Genomic DNA, 19454 nt, shown 5'->3' on the forward strand with positions numbered 1-19454 from the left:
CGTTCACACTGTTGCGGGCGGAGTCCGGCGGCGGCGCTTCAGCACGATCAACATGCCGGCGCTGCCGATCGTGAGCATTCCGATTATCGCCACCGGATCGGGCACATGCCGGAACACGATCCAGCCCAGCACCGTCGCCCACAGCACCTGCAGATACGTGATCGGCGCCAGAGTCGAAGCCGGGGCATGGCGAAAGGCCGCCGTGAACAGATAATGTCCCACCCCGCCCCACAGGCCCAGCGACGCCAGCAGCGCGCCTTCCAGCAGCGTCGGCATCCGCCCCGCCCAGTAGAAGGGCGCCACCGCGCCGAAGACGAGGCTGCCCACGGCGGCACTGTAGAAGAGCAGCGCGAAGGTCTTTTCGGTCGCCGCGAGCGTGCGGGACATCAGCTGATAGGTGCCATTGAGCATGGCGGCGCCCAGAGCGAGCATGACGCCCACGACATCCAGCCCGCCACCCGGCCGTGCAATCAGCACAACGCCGGCGAGCCCCAGCAACACAGCGCCCCAGCCCCGCAGCCCGACCTCTTCCCCGAGCAGCAGCCCCCCGCCCAGCGCGACCAGCGTCGGCGCCAGAAACATGATCGCCGTCGCTTCACCGACCGGCATGCGGGTGAGCGCCAGCGCCATCAGCACGGAGGCACAGGCGAGGCAGCAGCCACGCAGCCAAACGAGCGCGGTGCGCGTCGTGCGCACCATCTCCCGCCCGCCGCGCGGCGCCATGACGACGAGCATCAACAAGAGGTTGCCGATGAAACGCGCCGCCACGATCACCGGCGCCTCGAAATGCGCGGTGAGCACTTTCGTGGTCGTATCCAGCGCCGCGAACAGCAGCAGAGCGGCGGCGCAGAGCAGAATTCCCCGAATCGGTTGAGTGCTGGTCATCTGAATGCTCGTCGGCGACAACGTCCCCGCCGACCATGGCTGGGCACGTCGAAAATCTTGATCGGGGCGATCTGGTCAAAGACAGCCGAACGCCACGCAACCCTTGCCGGGCTCAACCCTGCAGGGCCTCGACCTGCTCGGCCAACTCCAGCCAGCGCTCCTCGGCCGCATCCTTTTGCGCGCGCGCCTTTTCGATCGTCGCGCTCAACTCGGCGAAGCGCTTGGGATTCTTGGCATAGAGATCGGGGTCGGCGAGCGCGGCTTCATCGCGGGCAATCGCCGCCTCGAGCGCCTCGATCTGACCCGGCAACAGATCATAATCCCGCTGGTCCTTGTAGCTGAGCTTCGCCGCCTTGGGCGGCGGTGGCGCCGCCGGCGTATCCGCCTTCGCAGCTGATCGCTTGCCGGCCGCATTGGGCTTTTGGCGCTTGGCTTCCCAGTCCGCATAGCCGCCGGCGATCACATCGATCCGGCCCGAGCCATCCAGTCCCAGCGTCACCGTCACCGTGCGGTCGAGGAAGTCGCGATCATGGCTGACGATCAGCACCGTACCGTCATAATCGGCAATCACTTCCTGCAACAGATCGAGCGTTTCCAAGTCGAGATCGTTAGTCGGCTCGTCCAGCACCAGCAGGTTGGATTCGCGCGCAAACTCCCGCGCCAGCAGCAGGCGCGAACGCTCGCCGCCCGAGAGCGTGCCGATCTTCGCCTCGGCCAGCGAGGGATCGAACAGAAAGTCCTTGAGATAGCCGTGGACATGCTTGCGCACGCCCCGCACATCGATCCAGTCGCCACCCTCGGCCAGCACATCCCGCACCCTTTTGTCCGGCTGCATGAGCGAGCGTTGCTGGTCGATCACGATGCCGTCCAGCGTCTTGGCCAGCGTGATGGTGCCGCTATCGAGCTGCAGATCGCCGGTCAGCAGGCGCAGCAGCGTCGTCTTGCCGGCCCCGTTGCCGCCGACGATGCCGATGCGGTCACCGCGCTGAATACGGATCGAGAAATCCTTGATGACCGCGCGGTCGCCGAACTGCTTGGTGACATGTTCGGCGGTGATGACGCTCTTGGTCTTGGTGTCGTTGGCGGTGACCTCCAGCTTGGCGCCGCCCTGCGGGCCGATCATCGCCGCGCGCTGGGCGCGCATCTCCCAGAGCTTGGCCAGCCGGCCCTGATTGCGCTTGCGCCGCGCCGTGACGCCGCGCTCCAGCCAGTGCGCCTCGATCTTCAGCTTCGCGTCGAGCTTCTCGGCCGCGCGGGCCTCGTCTGCATAGGCCTTTTCCATCCAGGCCTCGAACCCGCCAAAGCCGATCTCCTGCCGCCGCAGGCTGCCCCGGTCGAGCCAGAGCGTGGACCGGGTGAGGCGCGTGAGGAAGGTCCGGTCATGGCTGATCACGATGAACGCGCCATTGAAGCGCGTCAGCCAGTCTTCCAGCCAGGTGATCGCGGCGATATCGAGATGGTTGGTCGGCTCGTCGAGCAACAGGATATCGGGCTCGCTCGCCAGTGCCCGGCAAATCGCCGCCCGCCGGCGCTCGCCGCCCGACGCGGTCGCCGCCGCGCGGGAGAGGTCGATGCCGAGCTGGTCCGCAATCGCTTCCACCTCATGCGCCGCCGGCGCCTTGGCGCCAGACGTGGCGAAATCATGCAGCGTTGCGAAGGCGGAGACGTCCGGGTCCTGCTCCAGCATCACCACATGCCGTCCCGGCACGACCGAGCGCTTGCCTTCATCCGGTTCCACCGTGCCAGCAATCAGCTTGAGTAGCGTCGTCTTGCCGGCGCCGTTGCGGCCGATCAGCGCCAGGCGATCGCGCTCGCCGACATGAATATCCAGACTACGGAACAGCCAGCCGGCGCCCTGGATGAGACCGAGATTCTCGAAGGAAAGAAGTGGCGGGGCCATGGCAAGGCGCTAAAACAGATGCAGGCGGCGGGAGCAAGGGCTGAGGCGCCAGATGAACGGGAAGAAACTCGATGGGTCAGGATGCGTTCAGAAGCTTCAGCCCATTTCTATGGCCATCACACAAAAGGGAAAATGTTCCATGCGTCGTTTGCCAATTCTGCTCGCTGCAACTGCCGCTCTCATGACGCCGGCGATCGTCTCGGCCCAGCCGCAACCGCCGGCACCCCAGGCAGCCAAGGGCCCGCTGCTGAGCCTGAGCGTCAGTGAATCGGTGAACAGCGCGCCGGATATGGCGACCATCAACACCGGCGTGCAGACCCGCGCGATGTCAGCAAAGGATGCGATGGCGCAGAATGCCACCCAGATGGACAAGCTGATCGCTGCGCTTGTGAAGGCTGGCATCGCCCGCAAGGACATCCAGACCAGCGGCATCAACCTCAACCCGCAATATGATTATAGCGACCGCACAGATGGCAAAGGTCCGCGCTTCATCGGCTATGAAGCCAGCAACCAGCTCACCGTCGCAGTCCGCAAGCTGGATAGCGCAGGCGATCTGATCGACTCGCTGGTCGCAGCGGGCGCAACCAACATCAATGGCCCGAGCTTTGGCATTGCCGAGCCGGACAAGCTGCTCGATCAGGCCCGCACCAAGGCGCTAAAAACCGCGCAGGCCCGCGCAAACCTGTATGCGCAGGCGACCGGCTTCCGCACCGCGCGCCTGGTGAGCATCTCCGAAGGTGGCGGTTTCGCGCCGCCGCCGATGCCGATGATGGCTATGCGCGACTCTGCTGCAGCGGCGCCGCAGACCAAGATCGAGCCCGGTGAGATCGCCACCTCGATTTCCCTCAACGTCCAGTATATGCTGGAACCCTGAACGGGGGACAGATGGGACATTCAGCGCTTGTTCAATGCTTGATGGCTAACACGGCATCATGAAACATCTTTCATCCTCTCTTCTGCTCGGCGGGCTGATGGCACTGGCGGCCACCAGCCTCCCGGTTTCGGCGCAGAGCTTTGCGCGGGGCGATGACCAGCGGGCGGCGCGGCGCGCCATGCTCGACGGTGAGGTGATGCCGTTTTCGATCATCAAGCGTCGTGTCGAGCGCGAGATCAGCGACGCCCAATATGTCGGCGTCGCCCCATCCGTTCGCGAAGGCGTGTACCGGATGCAGTTCCTCCAGCAGGATGGCAAGGTCATCTGGGTTGATGTGGACGGCAAGACCGGCAATATCATCGGACGGACGCGCTGATCCGGCCGGATCGCCTGCGCACGCTCCCTCATTCGGAAAGGAAAAGCCATGCGTCTGCTGATCGTCGAAGATGAGCCGACCTTGGGCAAACAGCTCAAGTCCACGCTCGAAGGCGTCGGCTATGCCGTCGACTTGGCGACCGATGGCGAGGACGGCCATTTCCTCGGATCGACCGAGAGCTACGACGCGATTATCCTGGATCTGGGCCTGCCGGAAATCGACGGTCTGACCGTGCTCGACCGCTGGCGCAAGGAAGGCTCGGCGGTGCCCGTGCTTGTGCTGACAGCGCGGGATAGCTGGTCCGACAAGGTGGCCGGGCTCGATGCCGGTGCAGACGATTATCTCGCCAAGCCGTTCCAGAGCGAGGAACTGATCGCCCGCCTGCGCGCGCTCATTCGCCGCTCGTCCGGCAATGCCTCGTCCGAGCTCATCGCCGGCAGCGTGCGGCTGGATACCCGCTCGGGCAAGGTCACGCTGAACGGCGAGCCGGTGAAGCTGACCGCGCAGGAATATAAGCTGCTCTCCTACCTGATGCACCACAAGGGCAAGGTGGTGAGCCGCACCGAACTGATCGAGCATATTTACGATCAGGATTTCGACCGGGATTCCAACACCATCGAAGTGTTCGTCACGCGCATTCGCAAGAAGCTGGGTGCCGATGTGATCTCCACCATCCGCGGTCTTGGCTACAGCCTGGAGGACCCCGCTGGCTGAACCGGCGCCGCAAGACGCGGAGACGGCGCCCGCGCCAGCCTCCAGCCGCAGCACCGGATCGCTCAGCCGCCGCATTCTCGGCATCTCGGCCATCTGGATCGGCCTGCTGTTGCTCGGCGGCGCGCTGGCGCTCGACCGGGTGCTGGTGAGCACCGTCACGCGCACCTTCGATGACGGCTTGTCCTATGTGCTGACCGCCATGATCTCCTCGGCGGAGATCGGCCCGGAAGGCGAAGTGCTGTTCAATCGGCCGCTCGCCGACCAAAGGTTTCTGGAGCCGGCGAGCGGGCTCTATTACCAGATCAGCGGTCAGGGCCATGAAGACTGGCGCTCGCGTTCGCTGTGGGACCGGGCGATCCGCGTCACGCCGGGCATGACCACCAATCCCGGCGAGGGGATGGACAGCAACCAGTTCCCCGATGAGCCGCTGCGCCTGATGGCTCGCACCGTGATCCTGCCGGGCAGCAATACGCGGTGGATTTTCATCGTCGCGCAGGCCCGCGAGGGCCTGGACGCGCAGATCCACGCGCTGCGGGCCACGCTGTTCAACAGCTTCGTCATTCTTGGCGTCGGGCTGATCATATTGGCCGGCTTGCAGGTGTTCTTCGGCCTGCGGCCGCTGCGCCATATCCGCCGCGAAATCGCGCGCATGAGGGATGGCGAGAAAAGCCGCGTAACCGTGCCGCTCCCGCGGGAGGTCCAGCCGCTGGTCGAGGAATTGAACGCGCTGCTCGCCCATAACGAGCAGCAGGCGGAGGAAGCCCGCCGCCACGCCGGCAATCTCGCCCACGCGCTCAAGACGCCGCTGACGGTCGTGATGAACGCCGCGACGGCCCAGTCGCCCGACCTGGCCACGACAGTGGTGCGGGAAACCGGGACGATGCGCCGCCAGATCGACCACCATCTTGCCCGCGCCCGTGCCCTCGGCCGGCGCGGCGCGGCGCAGAGCCGCACATTGGTGTGGCCGAGCCTCGAAGCGGTGGAGCGCGCCGTCGAGCGCCTCTACCCGGATGTCCGCATCGACCGCGACGGCGCGCAGACGGCCGTCGTCCGCGTCGAGCGGCAGGATCTAGACGAGCTGCTCGGCAATCTGGTCGAGAATGCCGCCAAATATGGCGGCGGCAGCGTGTTCGTCACCGTGGTGCAGAGCACGCCCTGGGTCGACATTCTCGTGGAGGACGACGGCATGGGCATTCCCGAGGCCGCGCGCGAACGCATCTTCGATCGCGGCGTGCGGCTGGATAGCGGCAAGCCCGGCACCGGCCTTGGCCTCGCCATCGTGCGCGATGTCGCGGAAATCTACGGTGGCTCTGTCACGCTGGATGAGAGCGAGGACCTAGGCGGCCTGATGGTACGCCTGCGCCTGCCGGCCGGATAAGGCCTCACACGCCGAAGGATTGCAGGATCGGGCACGGCCCTTCTTCGGAACGGGCACAGGTCCGCGCGAGTTGGCGCAGCGAGGCGCGGGCCGCTTCGAGTTGCGCGATCCTTTCATCGAGCTGGACCAGCCGCTCTTCCGCCAGAGCGCGCGCGCGGGCGCGATCCTGCCCCGCGTCCAGCGACAAAAGCGTGCGGATTTCTTCCAGCGTAAAGCCGGCCTGCTGCGCCGCCCGAATGAAGCGCAGCCGCCGGACATCCTCCTCTCTATAGCGCCTTATGCCCCCGGACAGATCATTGCCGGCCTGTTTCTCAGGCGTAGGGAGCAGCCCCTTGCGCTGGTAGAAGCGGATCGTCTCGACCCCCACACCGCCGGCTTTCGCCAGACCCGAAATGCTGATCGCCGCCATGCTTGACTCCGTACCATGGTACAGACCCTATATGGGGTGCATGGACTTCTCAGCAAGGATGAGCGTCAATGCCTGAACCCCGAAACCCGAAGGGCCGCAAGGCTGTCCTCTATCGGATGGTCATGCCGACCCACATCTGCCCCTATGGCCTCAAGGCGCTCCACCTGCTGCGCAGCAAAGGCTATGATGTCGAGGATCGCTGGATCGAAACCCGCGCCCAGCAGGAAGCCTTCAAGGCCGAGCATTATGTGACCACCACGCCGCAGGTGTTCATCGACGGTCAGCGGATCGGTGGCCATGATGACTTGCGCCGCTTCCTGGGCCTCAGCGTCAAGGATCCGAACGCGACGAGCTATACGCCTGTTCTGGTCGTCTTCGCTGTTGCGGCGCTGATCGCGCTGACGATCGATCTGTTGACGGCCGCGCCGCTGCTCAGCCTGCTCACCCTCGAGCGCTTCATCTCCGTGACGATGATCCTGCTGGCGATGCTCAAGCTGCAGGATGTGGATCGGTTCGCGACCATGTTCCTGGGCTATGATCTGCTGGCCCGCAAATGGGTGCCCTATGCCTCAATCTATCCGTTCGCCCAATTGGGCGCCGGCGTGCTGATGCTCGCGGGGGCCCTGCCCTGGCTCTCGGTACCAGTCGCCGCGTTCATCGGCGGCATCGGCGCGGTCTCGATCTACAAGGCTGTCTATGTGGAGAAACGCAGCCTCAAATGTGCCTGCGTTGGCGGCGGGACCAATGTGCCACTCGGCTTCGTCTCGCTGACCGAAGACCTGTTCATGGTCGCCATGGCCCTGTGGATGGGCCTCAATGCCTGGGTGCTGCCCGGCGCGGCGATGTAAAGGCGCGGGAGCCGGGCGCCGCTGATGAGCGCCCGGCCCGAAACGTCTCTTACTTGCCGCGCTTCTTGCGGTGGCTCTCCAGATCGAGAACGTCGTTCTCAAGGCCCTCGGGCAGCAGGCCCAAGCGGCGCGCGACTTCCTGATAGGCCTCGACCTCACCGCCCAGATCGCGGCGGAAGCGGTCCTTATCCAGCTTCTCGTTAGTGGCCATATCCCACAAGCGGCAGCCATCGGGGCTGATCTCGTCGGCCAGAATGATGCGCGAGAAATCGCCATCCCAGATGCGGCCGAACTCCAGCTTGAAGTCGACCAGACGGATGCCGATGCCGGCGAACAAGCCGCTCATGAAGTCGTTTACGCGGATCGCCATGTCGGCGATGTCGTGCATCTCTTCCTGGCTCGCCCAGCCGAAGCAGGCGATATGCTCTTCGGTGATCAGCGGATCGCCGAGCGCATCATCCTTGTAATAATATTCGATGAGCGTGCGGGGCAGCTGCGTGCCCTCCTCAATGCCCAGCCGAGTGGAGAGCGAGCCAGCGGCGACATTGCGCACCACGACCTCGATCGGCACGATCTCGACCTGACGGATGAGCTGCTCGCGCATGTTCAGCCGCTTGATGAAGTGGGTGGGCACGCCGATGTTCGCGAGCAGCGTGAAGACATGCTCGGAAATCCGGTTATTCAGCACGCCCTTGCCGGAGATCGTCCCCTTCTTCTGCGCATTGAAGGCGGTCGCATCGTCCTTGAAATACTGGATCAGCGTGCCGGGCTCGGGACCTTCATAAAGGATCTTCGCCTTGCCCTCATAAATCTGGCGACGACGGGACATGTGCGGGTGCCTACTCATCAGTTGTAAAAATCAAGGCCCCGGCGGCGCGAATCAGCGAGGATCAGCGGACACCGGGGCTCTTCCCCAGCGCATAGCGCAAGGCACATGGCAGTGCAATTTTCAGACGAACCGAGCCGGGCTGGCCTGCTCGGTGCTTGCCGCCCCAGCCGCTGGAACATATAAAGAACAAATGAAACAGGAGACGATTACGGATCGGCTGGCGATCCTTGCGGACGCCGCCAAATATGATGCCTCCTGCGCATCGTCCGGCACGGCCAAGCGCAACAGTCGCGATGGCAAGGGGATCGGCTCGACCGAAGGCATGGGCATCTGCCATGCCTATGCGCCGGACGGGCGCTGCATCTCGCTGCTCAAGATCCTGCTCACCAATCATTGCATTTTCGACTGCCATTATTGCGTCAACCGCAAAAGCTCGAACGTGCGGCGGGCGCGCTTTACGGCGCAGGAAGTGGTCGAGCTGACGCTCAACTTCTACCGGCGCAATTATATCGAGGGCCTGTTCCTCTCCTCGGGCATCATCAAGTCCGCCGACCATACGATGGAGCAGCTGATCGAGGTCGCCCGTGCCTTGCGGGAGGATCATGGCTTCAAGGGCTATATCCACCTCAAGACGATCCCCGAGGCCGATCGCGCGCTGGTCGAGCAAGCGGGCCTGTGGGCGGACCGCGTCTCGATCAATGTCGAACTGCCGACCGAGCGCGGCCTGACCGATCTGGCGCCCGACAAGAATGGCGGGCAGATCGAAGGCGCGATGGCGCGGCTCGGTTCGGCCATGGTGGAGGCGAAGGATGCGCGCAAACGCTTCAAGCATGCGCCGATGTTCGCGCCCGCCGGCCAATCTACCCAGATGATCGTCGGCGCGGATGGCGCCAGCGACACGCAGATCATCGGCCGGGCCAGCGAATTGTACGACCGCCATCGCCTGCGCCGCGTCTATTATTCCGCCTTCAGCCCGATCCCCGATGCCAGCGCCGTTCTGCCGCTCAAGCGACCGCCCCTGATGCGCGAGCATCGGCTTTATCAATCCGACTGGCTGATCCGCTTCTACGGATTTTCGACAAGCGAGGTGCAGACCGCGACGGACGATGACGGGATGCTGGCGCTCGACATCGACCCCAAGCTGGCCTGGGCCTTGCGGCACCGGCAGGATTTTCCGGTCGACATCAATCTGGCCTCGCGCGAAAAGCTCCTGCGCGTGCCGGGACTGGGCACGCGGGCGGTGGCTGCCATCCTGCAAGCCCGCCGCCATCATCGTCTCCGGCTGGATGATCTCGCCCGGCTCACTCGCACGGTCACCAAATTGCGGCCGTTCATTGTCACGGCCGACTGGCGCCCGACTGGCTTGATCGACACGGCAAACCTGCGTGCCCGGCTGGCCCCGCCACCTCGCCAGATGGAACTGTTCAGGTGAAGCCGGCCCCGCTCCTGCGTCAGCCCGCGCTGTTCAATGCCGAGCTGGATGACGCCCATGATTTCGACACATGGCGCGATCTGGCCCGCGCCCTGGTCTTGCAGGGCGTCGGTCCGGAGCATATCCGCTGGGCAGCGGCATCGGACGGCGCGCGGGATTTGTTCGCGTCCAAAGACACGCCTGAGCCTGCTCCATCACCCCGCCCGGTCACGGCCAACAAGCGCTTCATCGAGTTGGCCCGCAAGGTGATCCTGCACAGCTCGGATACACGGTTGGCGCTGCTCTATCGCCTGTTGTGGCGCCTGCAAAGCGACCCGCACCTGCTTGAAAAGACGAGCGATGCCGATGTGCACGCCCTCACGCAGTTGGAGCGGCAGGTGCGCCGCGACATTCACAAGATGAGGGCGTTCGTGCGGTTCCGGCTGGCCCAGGATCCCGATGGAACGGACCGCTACGTGGCCTGGTTCGAGCCGGATCATGCCATCGTGCGCGCCAACGCCCCGTTTTTCCTCAATCGGTTCGCGAGCCAGCGCTGGTCCATCCTGACGCCCGATCTCAGCTTGCACTGGGATGGCGCTCAGCTCGCGGAGGGGCCGGGCGCCGACGCCCGGGATGCCCCCGGCGAAGACGAGATCGAAGGGCTTTGGCAGCGTTATTATGCCTCCATCTTCAACCCCGCGCGGCTCAAGGTGGCGATGATGGTGAAGGAAATGCCCCGGCGATACTGGAAGAACCTGCCGGAAGCCGCGTTGATCCCTGCGTTGATTGCCGGCGCCCAGGCCCGCGAGGCTCAGATGGTCGATCAAGGCGCCGATCCCTTCCAGCGCCCGCCCCCGACGTCCCTCAGTGAGATTGCCGAGGGCATCTCGACCTGTACGGCCTGCTCGATCGGCTGCAACGGCACGCGCGCCGTCGCTGGCGAAGGGCCCGGCAACGCGCGGCTGATGATCGTGGGCGAGCAGCCGGGCGATTTCGAAGAGCAGGAGGGCCGGCCTTTTGTCGGTCCGGCGGGGCAGTTGCTCGACGGGCATCTGGAGACGGCGGGGTTCGATCGTGCCGAAATCCGGCTGACCAACGCCGTCAAACATTTCAAATTCGAGCAACGCGGCAAGCGACGTCTCCACCAAAACCCGACCGCGGGGGAGATCGACCATTGCCGCTGGTGGCTCGATGCCGAAAGACGGATCGTTCAACCAACGATCGTGCTGGCCTTGGGCGCCAGCGCCGGGCGCGCCCTGCTAGGCCGGACACCCAGCATCGCCAAGGAGCGCGGCCGGCCCTATGAGCTCGCGGATGGCAGCCAGCTCTGGCTGAGCGCCCATCCCAGCTATCTGCTGCGCCTGAGCGGAGAGGCGCAAGCGCGAGAACAAAATTTGTTCGCGCGCGATCTGGCGGCGGTCCGCGTGGCGCTGCAAGGTTGAGAGCGCAAGAGACGCGGTGCGACGGCCCCTGATGTTGCGCATAGGCCTGCGGAGATCGCTTGGAATAAAAAGGGAGCGGCAGGCCATCGAACTAACCATCACCCGATCGCAGCGAACGCAAGCACCCAGGGGCGAAATCGGCAACGACGGAGGCGAGGGGCACGCGCCGTCGGCACCAGCGCTCATTTGTAAGTGGCGGAGAGGGTGGGATTCGAACCCACGGTACGGTTGCCCGTACACCGCATTTCGAGTGCGGCGCATTCGACCACTCTGCCACCTCTCCGCAGAGGTTTTCGCGTCGCAGTGCCCAAAGAGAGGGCGCCGCTGCGGTAGTCGAGCGCGCGCTGTTAGCGGATGATCAGGGCTTTGCCAAGCAGTCGGTGCGGGAAAACTTGCACTCGGTGCCGGCGACACTAAATCTGTCTCATGAATCAAGCCCAAGCCCGCAAGTCATTCTCTTCCGTGACGCACATTCCGACGATCAGTGCCGCCCATCGCGTGTCGCACGCGCATTTCGGCATTGGGGAGAAGGTCCGGCACCGCCTGCTGGGGTTTCGCGGGGTTGTGTTCGATATCGATCCGGTCTTTTCCAACAGCGAGGAATGGTATGAGGCCATTCCCGAGGCGATGCGGCCGGAGCGGGACCAGCCTTTCTACCATCTGTTCGCGGACAATGGTGAAGCGACCTATGTCGCTTATGTGAGCCAGCAGAATCTGGTGGCCGACGGAACCGACGAGCCGATCGATCATCCCGCTGTCACCGCCTTGTTCGGCGAGCATCGCGGCGGGCATTATGCGCTCGACCCGAGCTACTGGCACTGAACTGACGGGCGGCGCCTCGCCTGTTGTAGTCGGGGCTATGCCTGTCTTCAGGATTTGATCCGCCACCCCTGCCGTAGCCCGATGTAGCAGACGGCGGCCAGCACGAGGTTGAGCGCCAGCAGGAGCGCCGCGCCCACCGCGATGGGCGAATCGGCCGCGGCGAGGAAGCCATAGCGGAAGCCGGAAATCGCGTAGAAGAACGGATTGACGTGGCTGATCGCTCGCATGATCGGCGAGACATGATCCATCGAGTAGAAGGTGCCGGAGAGCAGCGACAGAGGCGCAACGAGAAAGTTGGTGACGGCAGCGGCATGATCGAACTTTTCCGCCCAGATGCCGGTGAGAATGCCGAGGAAGCCCAGCATCGCCGAGCCGGCAATGCCGAAATAGACGACGGCCCAGAGATGATGCGGGGCCACATGGACGCCAGGCCAGGCCAGCATCGCCAGCCAGATGGCGCCACCGACAAAGGCCGCACGGGTCACCGAGGCCGCGACGAGGGCGAACAGCAGTTCCCCGGCGGAGAAAGGCGGCATGAGATAATCGACGATGGTCCCCTGCAGTTTGCCGGCGAGCACCACGGTGGCGGTATTCTGGAAGCTGTTCTGCACCATCGCCATGATGATGAGGCCGGGCGCCACGAAATCGGCGAAGGGCACGCCCATCACCATCAGGCCGCCACGCCCCAGCGCGACGGTGAAGATGATCAGGAACAACAGGCTGGTAAGCGCCGGCCCCCAGATCGTCTGCAGATGCACCTTGAGGAAGCGGCGGACTTCCTTGAGGTAGAGCGCCTTCATCCCGGACCAGTTGACGCCGTGGATGACGGGAACGCCCGGTTCATGACGAATGAGCGGTTGGGTGTGCGAGGAAGCAGGTTCGGCCATGAAACCGCCCTATCGCGTCCCACCCGCAGCAGCAATGGCGCAGCGATACTGTGCCGCCCGGCTTTGTCGATGACAGGCCGTTTGACCTTTGGGCCATGGATGCCCATATGACCCGATCATTTGAAGGAATAGGCATGTCCTGGACAGACGAACGCATCGATCAGCTCCGGCAGATGTGGGAGCGCGGCATGACTGCGAGCCAGATCGCTGAAGAGCTGGGCGGCGTGAGCCGCAACGCCGTGATCGGCAAGGCGCACCGCCTTGGCCTGCAGTCGCGCCCCTCCCCCGTGAAGGCGGCGGACTCCAGCCGCGCTGCTGCGCCGCAAAGCCGCAAGGCCGCGCCTCCGCCGGCACCCGCCGCACCCAAGGCGGAAGCCGCGCCGGCGCCCGAGCCGCGCATCGCAAAGCCGCAGCCCAAGGCGCCGCCGGTGGTGGAAGCACGGCCGCAGCCGCCCGTCGCGGCCCAGCCTGTTGCCGACGCCCCTCCGCCGCCTCCCCAGCCCCGGATCGTCTCGGTTGGCCCCGGCGGCTTCCTGCGGCAGGGTCCGGGCGAGATGCAGCAGCCGATTCCGCCGGCACCGCCGCGCCGGCTGGTTCCGGCCAAGCCCAGCCCGGAAATCGCAGACAAGACTAGCCTGCTCGATCTCAACGAGAAGATCTGTAAATGGCCGATGGGCCATCCGGGCGAGCCGGACTTCCACTTCTGCGGTGAAAAGGTGAACCCTGGCTTCCCTTATTGCGTGGAACATTGCGGGCGGGCCTATCAGGCGCAGCTGCCGCGTGGCACGCGCCGTCCCCCGCCGCCCATGCCTTATGGCGGCCCACGGGTGCGCTGAGGCATCAAGCGATGACATAAAAAAGGGGCCGGTTTCGGCCCCTTTTCTGTATCTGGCATTCCAGTGCGACGTACACCCTCCCGCCTTATGAAGCGGGAGGGCGCAATCGATCTTAGAAGCGGAAGCTCGCCGTCGCGCGAACGGTGTGATGATCGAACACATCGTTGGTGCGCTGGATGTCGGTGAAGCCAGCCGGCGTAATCACGAACGGGTTCGTCAGCGAGGGCGGCGTGCCTTGGCCGGCGCGAACCGTGTAGCCATCCGTGTTGAAGCGGGTGTAGCGATACTGCACGCCGATCGAGAAGTTCTGGCTCACGCGCTGCTCGATGCCGCCGCCAGCGGTCCAGCCCCACTCGTCCGCGCTTTCGTTGGACTCGGTGAAGGTGTTGAACGTGTTGCTGGTGGCGAAGTTGTTCTTGATCTTGGCGTAGGCGACACCGCCGGTGCCGTAGATCAGCGTGCCGGTGCCGAGTGCCAGACCAGCGCGCAGACGGGCGTTGGCATCCCAGTCAATCCGACGCGACAGGACATAGCTGGCGGGAGTGGTGCTGAAGCCGCTGACCGAGTTACCGATCATCGTGCGACCGCCTTCGATGACAGCGCCGACGACAAAGTTGCCCATCTGCATGTCATAACCGGCATGGACACCCCAAGCGACGCGACGATCCTTGTCACCGGCACAGGAGCCGGGCGTGGCACCAAGCGCGCGGCCACGGCAGAAGCCGGGCGCGAAGGCATTGCCGGGGACAGCCGTAGAAACGGTATCGCCGTAATTGCCATCATTGTTGGTGTCGAAGGTCAGCGTCTCGAGCGTGTCGCGGTCATAATTGGGCTGCCAGGCCATGCCGAGCGAGCCACCGACATACGGACCGGTCCAATCACCCGCGCCATCCTGCGCCAGAGCCGGAGCGGCCAGCAGGCCTGCCATGGCGGTGGTGAGCGAAATGAGAGCGATCTTTTTCATACAATAAATCTCCTGCCTCTGAACTGGCTGGCCGCAATACGTTCACCCCCTCGAATTGGTTTCGCGAACTCGCTCACAAAATTCTGTTAACCACGACACCTGTCTCTTTTTTGTAACGCTTTGCCCGCGAATATTGCTGCCAGATGAACGAAACGGTCGCGATTATTGATTTTGCGTACTTCGTTGCTCGCTGAGCTGTCTGCATCTGCAAGCTATTCTATTGCATTTGGCCGCGGTGCGGCGCTGCGATGATCGATCCGCTAGAGCGCTCGGGGGCCGACATGGTTCCACCACCCGCCGGATAAGATCACGCCGCTTGCGCCCGTGACTCCGCTGGCCCTATAGTTCCCGCATGTCCGACAACCTGTTCGACCAGAACATCGCCCGCACAACCGAAAGCTACGACGCCTCCGCCATTGAGGTGCTGGAGGGGCTGGAGCCGGTGCGTCGCCGCCCCGGCATGTATATCGGCGGCACGGATGAGCGCGCCCTGCACCATCTCGCCTCCGAAGTGCTCGACAACGCGATGGACGAAGCGGTCGCCGGCCACGCCACCCGCATCGAGGTGACGCTGGAGGCGGGCAATCGGCTGACGATCACCGACAATGGCCGCGGCATCCCAGTGGACCCGCACCCCAAATTCCCCGGCAAGTCGGCGCTGGAGGTCATCCTCACCACGCTGCACTCGGGCGGCAAATTCTCGGACAAGGCCTATGCGACGTCGGGCGGCCTGCATGGCGTCGGCATCAGCGTGGTCAACGCGCTGTCCGTCGACACCGAGATCGAGGTGGCGCGTAATCGCGAACTGTTCCGCCAGCGCTTCTCCAAGGGGCACCCTGTGGGTCCGCTGGAGAAGGTGGGTGCGGCGCCCAACCGGCGGGGCACCAGCGTCAGCTTCACCCCGGATGGCGATATTTTCGGCGAGCTGAAATTCAAGCCCTCCCGGCTGCACCGCCTCGCCCGCTCCAAGGCCTATCTCTTTGCCGGTGTGGAAATCCGCTGGAAATGCGATCCGGCTATCATCACGGATGACACCCCCGCCGAGGCGGTGTTCCAGTTCCCCGGCGGCCTTTCCGACCATCTGCGCGAGCAGCTGGGCAATCGCGAATGCGCGACAGCGGAGTTCTTCCGCGGCACGCAGGATTTCCCGGACGGTGTCGGGCGCGTGGAATGGGCCATCGCCTGGCCGCTCTGGTCCGACGGTTCCACCAGCTGGTACTGCAACACCATCCCCACCCCGGACGGCGGCACGCACGAGACCGGGCTGCGCGGCGCGGTCACCAAGGGCATCCGCGCCTTTGGCGAGCTGGTCGGGCAGAAGAAGGCGAAGGACATCCAGACGGACGACATCATGTCCGGCTGCGAGCTGATGCTGAGCGTGTTCATCCGCGATCCGCAATTCCAGAGCCAGACCAAGGACCGGCTGACCAGTCCGGAAGCCGCGCGGCTGGTGGAAGCGGCCATGCGCGACCATTTCGACCATTTCCTCACCGACAATATGGACCGGGGCAAGGCGCTGCTCGGCCATGTGCTGGAGCGGATGGACGAGCGCCTGCGCCGCAAGCAGGAAAAGGAAATCAAGCGCAAGACGGCGACCTCGGGCCGCAAGGTCCGCCTGCCGGGCAAGCTGACAGATTGCTCGTCCGATGACCCCGAGGGCACCGAACTGTTCATCGTGGAAGGCGACAGCGCCGGCGGCAGCGCCAAGCAGGCGCGCGACCGCAAGACGCAGGCGATCCTGCCGATCCGCGGCAAAATCCTGAACGTCGCCTCGGCCACCTCTGCCAAGATCCTCGCCAATCAGGAAATCGCAGACCTGATCCTCGCCATCGGCTGCGGCACCCGCAAGGACTGCAACCCGGACAATCTGCGCTATGAGCGCATCGTCATCATGACCGATGCCGATGTCGATGGCGCACATATCGCCACCTTGCTGATGACCTTCTTCTTCCAGGAGATGCCGGAGCTTGTGCGCCGCGGCCATCTCTACCTCGCCCAGCCGCCGCTCTATCGCCTCGTGGCGGGCGGCAAGAGCTGGTATGCGGCGGACGATGCCGCACTCGCCAAACTGCGCAGCGGCGAGCTCAAAGGCAAGAAGCTGGAGGTCAGCCGCTTCAAGGGCCTGGGCGAGATGAACCCCATGCAGCTGCGCGAGACCACCATGGACCCCAAGAAGCGCAAGATGATCCGCATCACGCTGCCGCAGGAATATGAGGAGCGCGCGGGCGTGAAGGATCTGGTGGACCGGCTGATGGGCACCAATCCCGCGCATCGCTTCGCGTTCATTCAGGAGAATGCCGCGCAGGTCGATGAGGACGTCATCGACGCCTGAGCCGGGCGAACCCACGGAATTTCACGCCTGAAACCGCCCGTAACGGGAGCGTTATCCCGCGCCTCGCGTTTCCCTACCAAGCAGTCGGGAGACATATGTGCGCACTGGAATTTTTGGATCATCGTTGCTGGCGATCGCGCTACTTCTTTCGGGTTGCGATAAAACAAAGGACAATCATGATCAGGCCGGCCTCGCGCTGGAAGACATGCAGTGGAGCGACGAGGCAACCGATCAACTGACCGAAGCGCTGGCCCAGCGCGCCGCCCATGGTCTGGACCAGAAGGATTTCGGCCTCGGCGGCTCGGGTGAAAAGGCCGGCAATGCGGAGCTAACCAAGGCTGCGCTTGCTTATGCACAGGCACTGGCTCGGGGCGCGACTGACCCGACCAAGCTGTATGAAATCTATACCGTCCCCCGCCCCTCGCCCGATCTTCGCGCCGGGCTTGCGCAGGCGTTGCGGGAAGGCAAGGTCGGCGCATGGCTCGCCAGCCTCGCGCCGCAGGATGCAAGCTATCGCAAGCTGTCCGAGACCTATCTCGCGCTGCGCAAGCAAGGCAATGGCGCCAGCACCGAAATTCCGGCAACCAGCGCGCCGCTCAAGCCGGGTGAGAGCGACCCCCGCATCCCGGCCATAGCCCGGCAGCTCGTGGCGACGGGTTATCTCGACAAGGCGAATGCCAGCACGGACACGCGCTACACCCCGGCAATCGGCGCCGCCGTGCGGGCCATGCAGGCGGACTATGGCATCACGGCCGACGGGGTGATCGGGGATGATGCACTGAAGATCATCAACCTGTCAGACGCTGACCGCGCCCGCGCCATCGCGGTGAACATGGAGCGGATGCGCTGGCTCGAGCGCACGCCGCCCGCGACGCGCATCGATGTGAACATCGCGGCGGCCCGGCAGAGCTACTGGCGCGACGGCAAGTTGGCCGATGTGCGCCGGGTGATCGTGGGCGAACCGGACCATGAAACGCCGATGCTCGCATCGCCCATCTATCGCCTCGTCGCCAACCCGACCTGGACCGTGCCCCGCTCTATCGAAGAGAAGGAACTGGCCGGCAAGGGCGCGGACTATCTCCGCCGCAACAACATGGCGCGAAAGGACGGCTGGATCGTCCAGCAGCCCGGGCCGAAGAATTCGCTCGGACTGGTCAAATTCGACATGAAGAACGATCACGCCATCTACCTGCACGACACGCCGGCCAAGCAACTGTTCGATGAAGTACAGCGCCAGCGCAGCCATGGGTGCGTGCGCGTGCAGGATGCGCTAGGCTTTGCCGATATGATCGCGCGGGACGAAGGCGTGACAGCCGAATGGCAAAAGGCACGCGAAACCGGCAAGGAGAGCTTTGTCCCCCTGCCCCGCGAAATCCCGGTGCGGCTGCTCTACCAGACCGTGATCTTCGACGATGCCGGCGAGCCGGTGGTCCGCGACGATCCTTATGGGTGGAACAACCCCGTCGCCGCCGCACTTGGCTTCGGCTCGGGGTCGGAACGGCGGGTGCGGGGCGACCGCGGCGACATCGGGCCGTGAGCCGTGCGGTGCCGGGCGGTTGGCTTAGCCTTCCGCCCGGCGCCGGCCCGGCCGCAGCAGGTAACGCCACACCCCGACGAGATTGATGACGAGCAGCACGATGTTCTGCACGCCGATGCCTTCGCTCTCCGGCTGGAGGAAACCCCAGCCGATAAGCGCCATGGAACTGGTGACGAAAATCACCATCGCCCAGCCCGTCCATAGCCTGCCGAGATTGAGCGACACGATGAGCGCGGCCAGCGTCGCCGCGGCCGCGCCATAATATTGTAAGGCTGTCAGCAAGCCGTCAGACATGCAGGTCAGGCCGCATCGACATGACGACCTTCAGCAAATTCCTCGATGATCTTGGCGCAGAAGGCGTCCAGATCATCCGGCGTGCGGCTGGTGACGAGGCCGTTGTCGACGACCACTTCCTCATCCACCCAATCACCGCCGGCATTTTCGATATCGGTCCTGACGGTGGGGTAAGAGGTGAGCGTGCGCCCCTCGACCACATCGGCTTCGACCAGCAGCCACGGACCGTGGCAGATCACGCCGATGGGTTTGCCAGCCTCGGCGAAGGCGCGAACCAGATCCACGACATCATCATCGCCGCGCAGCTTGTCCGCGCCGACGCTGCCGCCGGGGATGATCAGACCGTCGAAGTCATCGACAGACACATCGGCAACCGCGCGATCGACGGTGTAGCTGCCGCCGGGGTCGAGATCATTATTGTTGGTCTTGGCTTCACCCGTCTCGATGCCGATCACTGTGACGGTGGCGCCCGCCTTGGTCACGGCGTCGCGGGGTTGAACGAATTCGGGCTCTTCCGTGCCGCGCGGCGCGATGAGGATCGCGATGGATTTTCCTTCCAGACTCATGGGGTCTCTGCCTTTCCTTGCGTTTGGGGATATTCCGGACAACGCACCGGCAGGCGTTCCGAGCCCGAAGGACGTGCAAGACAGGCTGAACCGAACCAATCATGCGCCGGCGGCGGAGCAATTCCTCCGCCGCCAGCGCTCTCATTCAGT

19 protein-coding genes and 1 tRNA gene are annotated in these 19454 nt (G+C 64.5%); 11 read left to right on the forward strand and 9 right to left on the reverse strand.

What is annotated here, in order from left to right:
- Positions 1-3: 3 nt before the first annotated feature.
- A complete protein-coding gene (locus M2332_RS05925; protein WP_264573334.1) occupies positions 4-885 on the reverse strand; it encodes a DMT family transporter in 882 nt (293 codons plus the stop codon).
- A 112-nt stretch (positions 886-997) separates the two neighbouring features.
- On the reverse strand, positions 998-2785 hold the full coding sequence (locus M2332_RS05930; protein WP_264573335.1) for an ABC-F family ATP-binding cassette domain-containing protein: 1788 nt from the start codon (positions 2783-2785) through the stop codon (positions 998-1000).
- 139 nt (positions 2786-2924) lie between these two features.
- Between M2332_RS05930 and M2332_RS05935 the strand changes: the two genes are divergently transcribed.
- The 4 genes from M2332_RS05935 (at position 2925) to M2332_RS05950 (ending at position 6127) form a co-directional block, all read left to right on the forward strand.
- On the forward strand, positions 2925-3659 hold the full coding sequence (locus M2332_RS05935) for an SIMPL domain-containing protein (RefSeq protein ID WP_264573336.1): 735 nt from the start codon (positions 2925-2927) through the stop codon (positions 3657-3659).
- A gap of 58 nt (positions 3660-3717) precedes the next feature.
- A complete protein-coding gene (locus M2332_RS05940; protein ID WP_181560280.1) occupies positions 3718-4035 on the forward strand; it encodes a hypothetical protein in 318 nt (105 codons plus the stop codon).
- A gap of 48 nt (positions 4036-4083) precedes the next feature.
- The gene (locus M2332_RS05945) at positions 4084-4749 is read left to right on the forward strand and encodes a response regulator transcription factor (protein ID WP_181560281.1); all 666 of its coding nucleotides are present in this window, start codon (positions 4084-4086) and stop codon (positions 4747-4749) included.
- A gap of 73 nt (positions 4750-4822) precedes the next feature.
- A complete protein-coding gene (locus M2332_RS05950) occupies positions 4823-6127 on the forward strand; it encodes a sensor histidine kinase (RefSeq protein WP_181561478.1) in 1305 nt (434 codons plus the stop codon).
- 4 nt (positions 6128-6131) lie between these two features.
- On the opposite strand, the gene M2332_RS05955 is transcribed toward M2332_RS05950, so the two are convergent.
- On the reverse strand, positions 6132-6536 hold the full coding sequence (locus M2332_RS05955) for a MerR family transcriptional regulator (RefSeq protein ID WP_264573337.1): 405 nt from the start codon (positions 6534-6536) through the stop codon (positions 6132-6134).
- A 68-nt stretch (positions 6537-6604) separates the two neighbouring features.
- Between M2332_RS05955 and M2332_RS05960 the strand changes: the two genes are divergently transcribed.
- Positions 6605-7384, forward strand: coding sequence for a glutaredoxin (locus M2332_RS05960; RefSeq protein ID WP_264573338.1), 780 nt, complete (start codon positions 6605-6607; stop codon positions 7382-7384).
- Positions 7385-7433: 49 nt separating this feature from the next.
- Here the strand turns inward: M2332_RS05960 and purC are convergent, their stop codons facing one another.
- Positions 7434-8213 carry a phosphoribosylaminoimidazolesuccinocarboxamide synthase gene (gene purC / locus M2332_RS05965; RefSeq protein WP_181560284.1) on the reverse strand — a complete coding sequence of 260 codons (780 nt, stop codon included), beginning with the start codon at positions 8211-8213 and terminating at the stop codon, positions 7434-7436.
- A gap of 190 nt (positions 8214-8403) precedes the next feature.
- On the opposite strand from purC, the gene M2332_RS05970 reads away from it, so the two are divergent.
- Positions 8404-9645: a putative DNA modification/repair radical SAM protein gene (locus M2332_RS05970; protein WP_264573339.1), complete on the forward strand. Its 1242-nt coding sequence runs from the start codon at positions 8404-8406 to the stop codon at positions 9643-9645.
- The gene (locus M2332_RS05975; RefSeq protein ID WP_413715942.1) at positions 9642-11066 is read left to right on the forward strand and encodes a UdgX family uracil-DNA binding protein; all 1425 of its coding nucleotides are present in this window, start codon (positions 9642-9644) and stop codon (positions 11064-11066) included. Before M2332_RS05970 ends, M2332_RS05975 begins: the two co-directional genes overlap by 4 nt.
- A gap of 193 nt (positions 11067-11259) precedes the next feature.
- On the opposite strand, the gene M2332_RS05980 is transcribed toward M2332_RS05975, so the two are convergent.
- A tRNA-Ser gene (locus M2332_RS05980) sits at positions 11260-11349 on the reverse strand.
- 143 nt (positions 11350-11492) lie between these two features.
- Here M2332_RS05980 and hspQ point away from each other — a divergent pair.
- The gene (hspQ, locus tag M2332_RS05985) at positions 11493-11888 is read left to right on the forward strand and encodes a heat shock protein HspQ (RefSeq protein ID WP_264571004.1); all 396 of its coding nucleotides are present in this window, start codon (positions 11493-11495) and stop codon (positions 11886-11888) included.
- Positions 11889-11935: 47 nt separating this feature from the next.
- Here hspQ and M2332_RS05990 read toward each other — a convergent pair whose 3' ends face one another.
- Entirely contained in the window at positions 11936-12775 is an 840-nt protein-coding gene (locus M2332_RS05990) for an ABC transporter permease (protein WP_181560303.1), read from the reverse strand.
- A gap of 134 nt (positions 12776-12909) precedes the next feature.
- On the opposite strand from M2332_RS05990, the gene M2332_RS05995 reads away from it, so the two are divergent.
- Complete coding sequence (locus tag M2332_RS05995) at positions 12910-13611, forward strand: GcrA family cell cycle regulator (protein ID WP_264573340.1); 702 nt, start codon at positions 12910-12912, stop codon at positions 13609-13611.
- Positions 13612-13723: 112 nt separating this feature from the next.
- On the opposite strand, the gene M2332_RS06000 is transcribed toward M2332_RS05995, so the two are convergent.
- A complete protein-coding gene (locus M2332_RS06000; RefSeq protein WP_264571006.1) occupies positions 13724-14575 on the reverse strand; it encodes an outer membrane protein in 852 nt (283 codons plus the stop codon).
- Between the two features lie 352 nt (positions 14576-14927).
- On the opposite strand from M2332_RS06000, the gene parE reads away from it, so the two are divergent.
- Positions 14928-16907: a DNA topoisomerase IV subunit B gene (gene parE, locus M2332_RS06005; protein ID WP_264573341.1), complete on the forward strand. Its 1980-nt coding sequence runs from the start codon at positions 14928-14930 to the stop codon at positions 16905-16907.
- 97 nt (positions 16908-17004) lie between these two features.
- Positions 17005-18444 (forward strand): L,D-transpeptidase family protein, encoded by a 1440-nt coding sequence (locus M2332_RS06010; RefSeq protein ID WP_264573342.1) that lies wholly within the window; start codon positions 17005-17007, stop codon positions 18442-18444.
- 24 nt (positions 18445-18468) lie between these two features.
- Here the strand turns inward: M2332_RS06010 and M2332_RS06015 are convergent, their stop codons facing one another.
- A complete protein-coding gene (locus M2332_RS06015; protein ID WP_181560308.1) occupies positions 18469-18738 on the reverse strand; it encodes a hypothetical protein in 270 nt (89 codons plus the stop codon).
- Between the two features lie 5 nt (positions 18739-18743).
- On the reverse strand, positions 18744-19304 hold the full coding sequence (locus M2332_RS06020) for a type 1 glutamine amidotransferase domain-containing protein (RefSeq protein ID WP_264573343.1): 561 nt from the start codon (positions 19302-19304) through the stop codon (positions 18744-18746).
- Positions 19305-19454: the final 150 nt, after the last annotated feature.

It is taken from the genome of Sphingobium sp. B11D3A, assembly GCF_025961695.1.
Lineage (GTDB): Bacteria > Pseudomonadota > Alphaproteobacteria > Sphingomonadales > Sphingomonadaceae > Sphingobium.

Coding starts and splice junctions, on each gene's coding strand:
- M2332_RS05925 (WP_264573334.1), bottom strand. CDS start 885: ATGACCAGCACTCAACCGATTCGGGGAATTCTGCTCTGCGCCGCCGCT.
- M2332_RS05930 (WP_264573335.1), bottom strand. CDS start 2,785: ATGGCCCCGCCACTTCTTTCCTTCGAGAATCTCGGTCTCATCCAGGGC.
- M2332_RS05935 (WP_264573336.1), top strand. CDS start 2,925: ATGCGTCGTTTGCCAATTCTGCTCGCTGCAACTGCCGCTCTCATGACG.
- M2332_RS05940 (WP_181560280.1), top strand. CDS start 3,718: ATGAAACATCTTTCATCCTCTCTTCTGCTCGGCGGGCTGATGGCACTG.
- M2332_RS05945 (WP_181560281.1), top strand. CDS start 4,084: ATGCGTCTGCTGATCGTCGAAGATGAGCCGACCTTGGGCAAACAGCTC.
- M2332_RS05955 (WP_264573337.1), bottom strand. CDS start 6,536: ATGGCGGCGATCAGCATTTCGGGTCTGGCGAAAGCCGGCGGTGTGGGG.
- M2332_RS05960 (WP_264573338.1), top strand. CDS start 6,605: ATGCCTGAACCCCGAAACCCGAAGGGCCGCAAGGCTGTCCTCTATCGG.
- purC (WP_181560284.1), bottom strand. CDS start 8,213: ATGTCCCGTCGTCGCCAGATTTATGAGGGCAAGGCGAAGATCCTTTAT.
- M2332_RS05970 (WP_264573339.1), top strand. CDS start 8,404: ATGAAACAGGAGACGATTACGGATCGGCTGGCGATCCTTGCGGACGCC.
- hspQ (WP_264571004.1), top strand. CDS start 11,493: ATGAATCAAGCCCAAGCCCGCAAGTCATTCTCTTCCGTGACGCACATT.
- M2332_RS05990 (WP_181560303.1), bottom strand. CDS start 12,775: ATGGCCGAACCTGCTTCCTCGCACACCCAACCGCTCATTCGTCATGAA.
- M2332_RS05995 (WP_264573340.1), top strand. CDS start 12,910: ATGTCCTGGACAGACGAACGCATCGATCAGCTCCGGCAGATGTGGGAG.
- M2332_RS06000 (WP_264571006.1), bottom strand. CDS start 14,575: ATGAAAAAGATCGCTCTCATTTCGCTCACCACCGCCATGGCAGGCCTG.
- parE (WP_264573341.1), top strand. CDS start 14,928: ATGTCCGACAACCTGTTCGACCAGAACATCGCCCGCACAACCGAAAGC.
- M2332_RS06015 (WP_181560308.1), bottom strand. CDS start 18,738: ATGTCTGACGGCTTGCTGACAGCCTTACAATATTATGGCGCGGCCGCG.
- M2332_RS06020 (WP_264573343.1), bottom strand. CDS start 19,304: ATGAGTCTGGAAGGAAAATCCATCGCGATCCTCATCGCGCCGCGCGGC.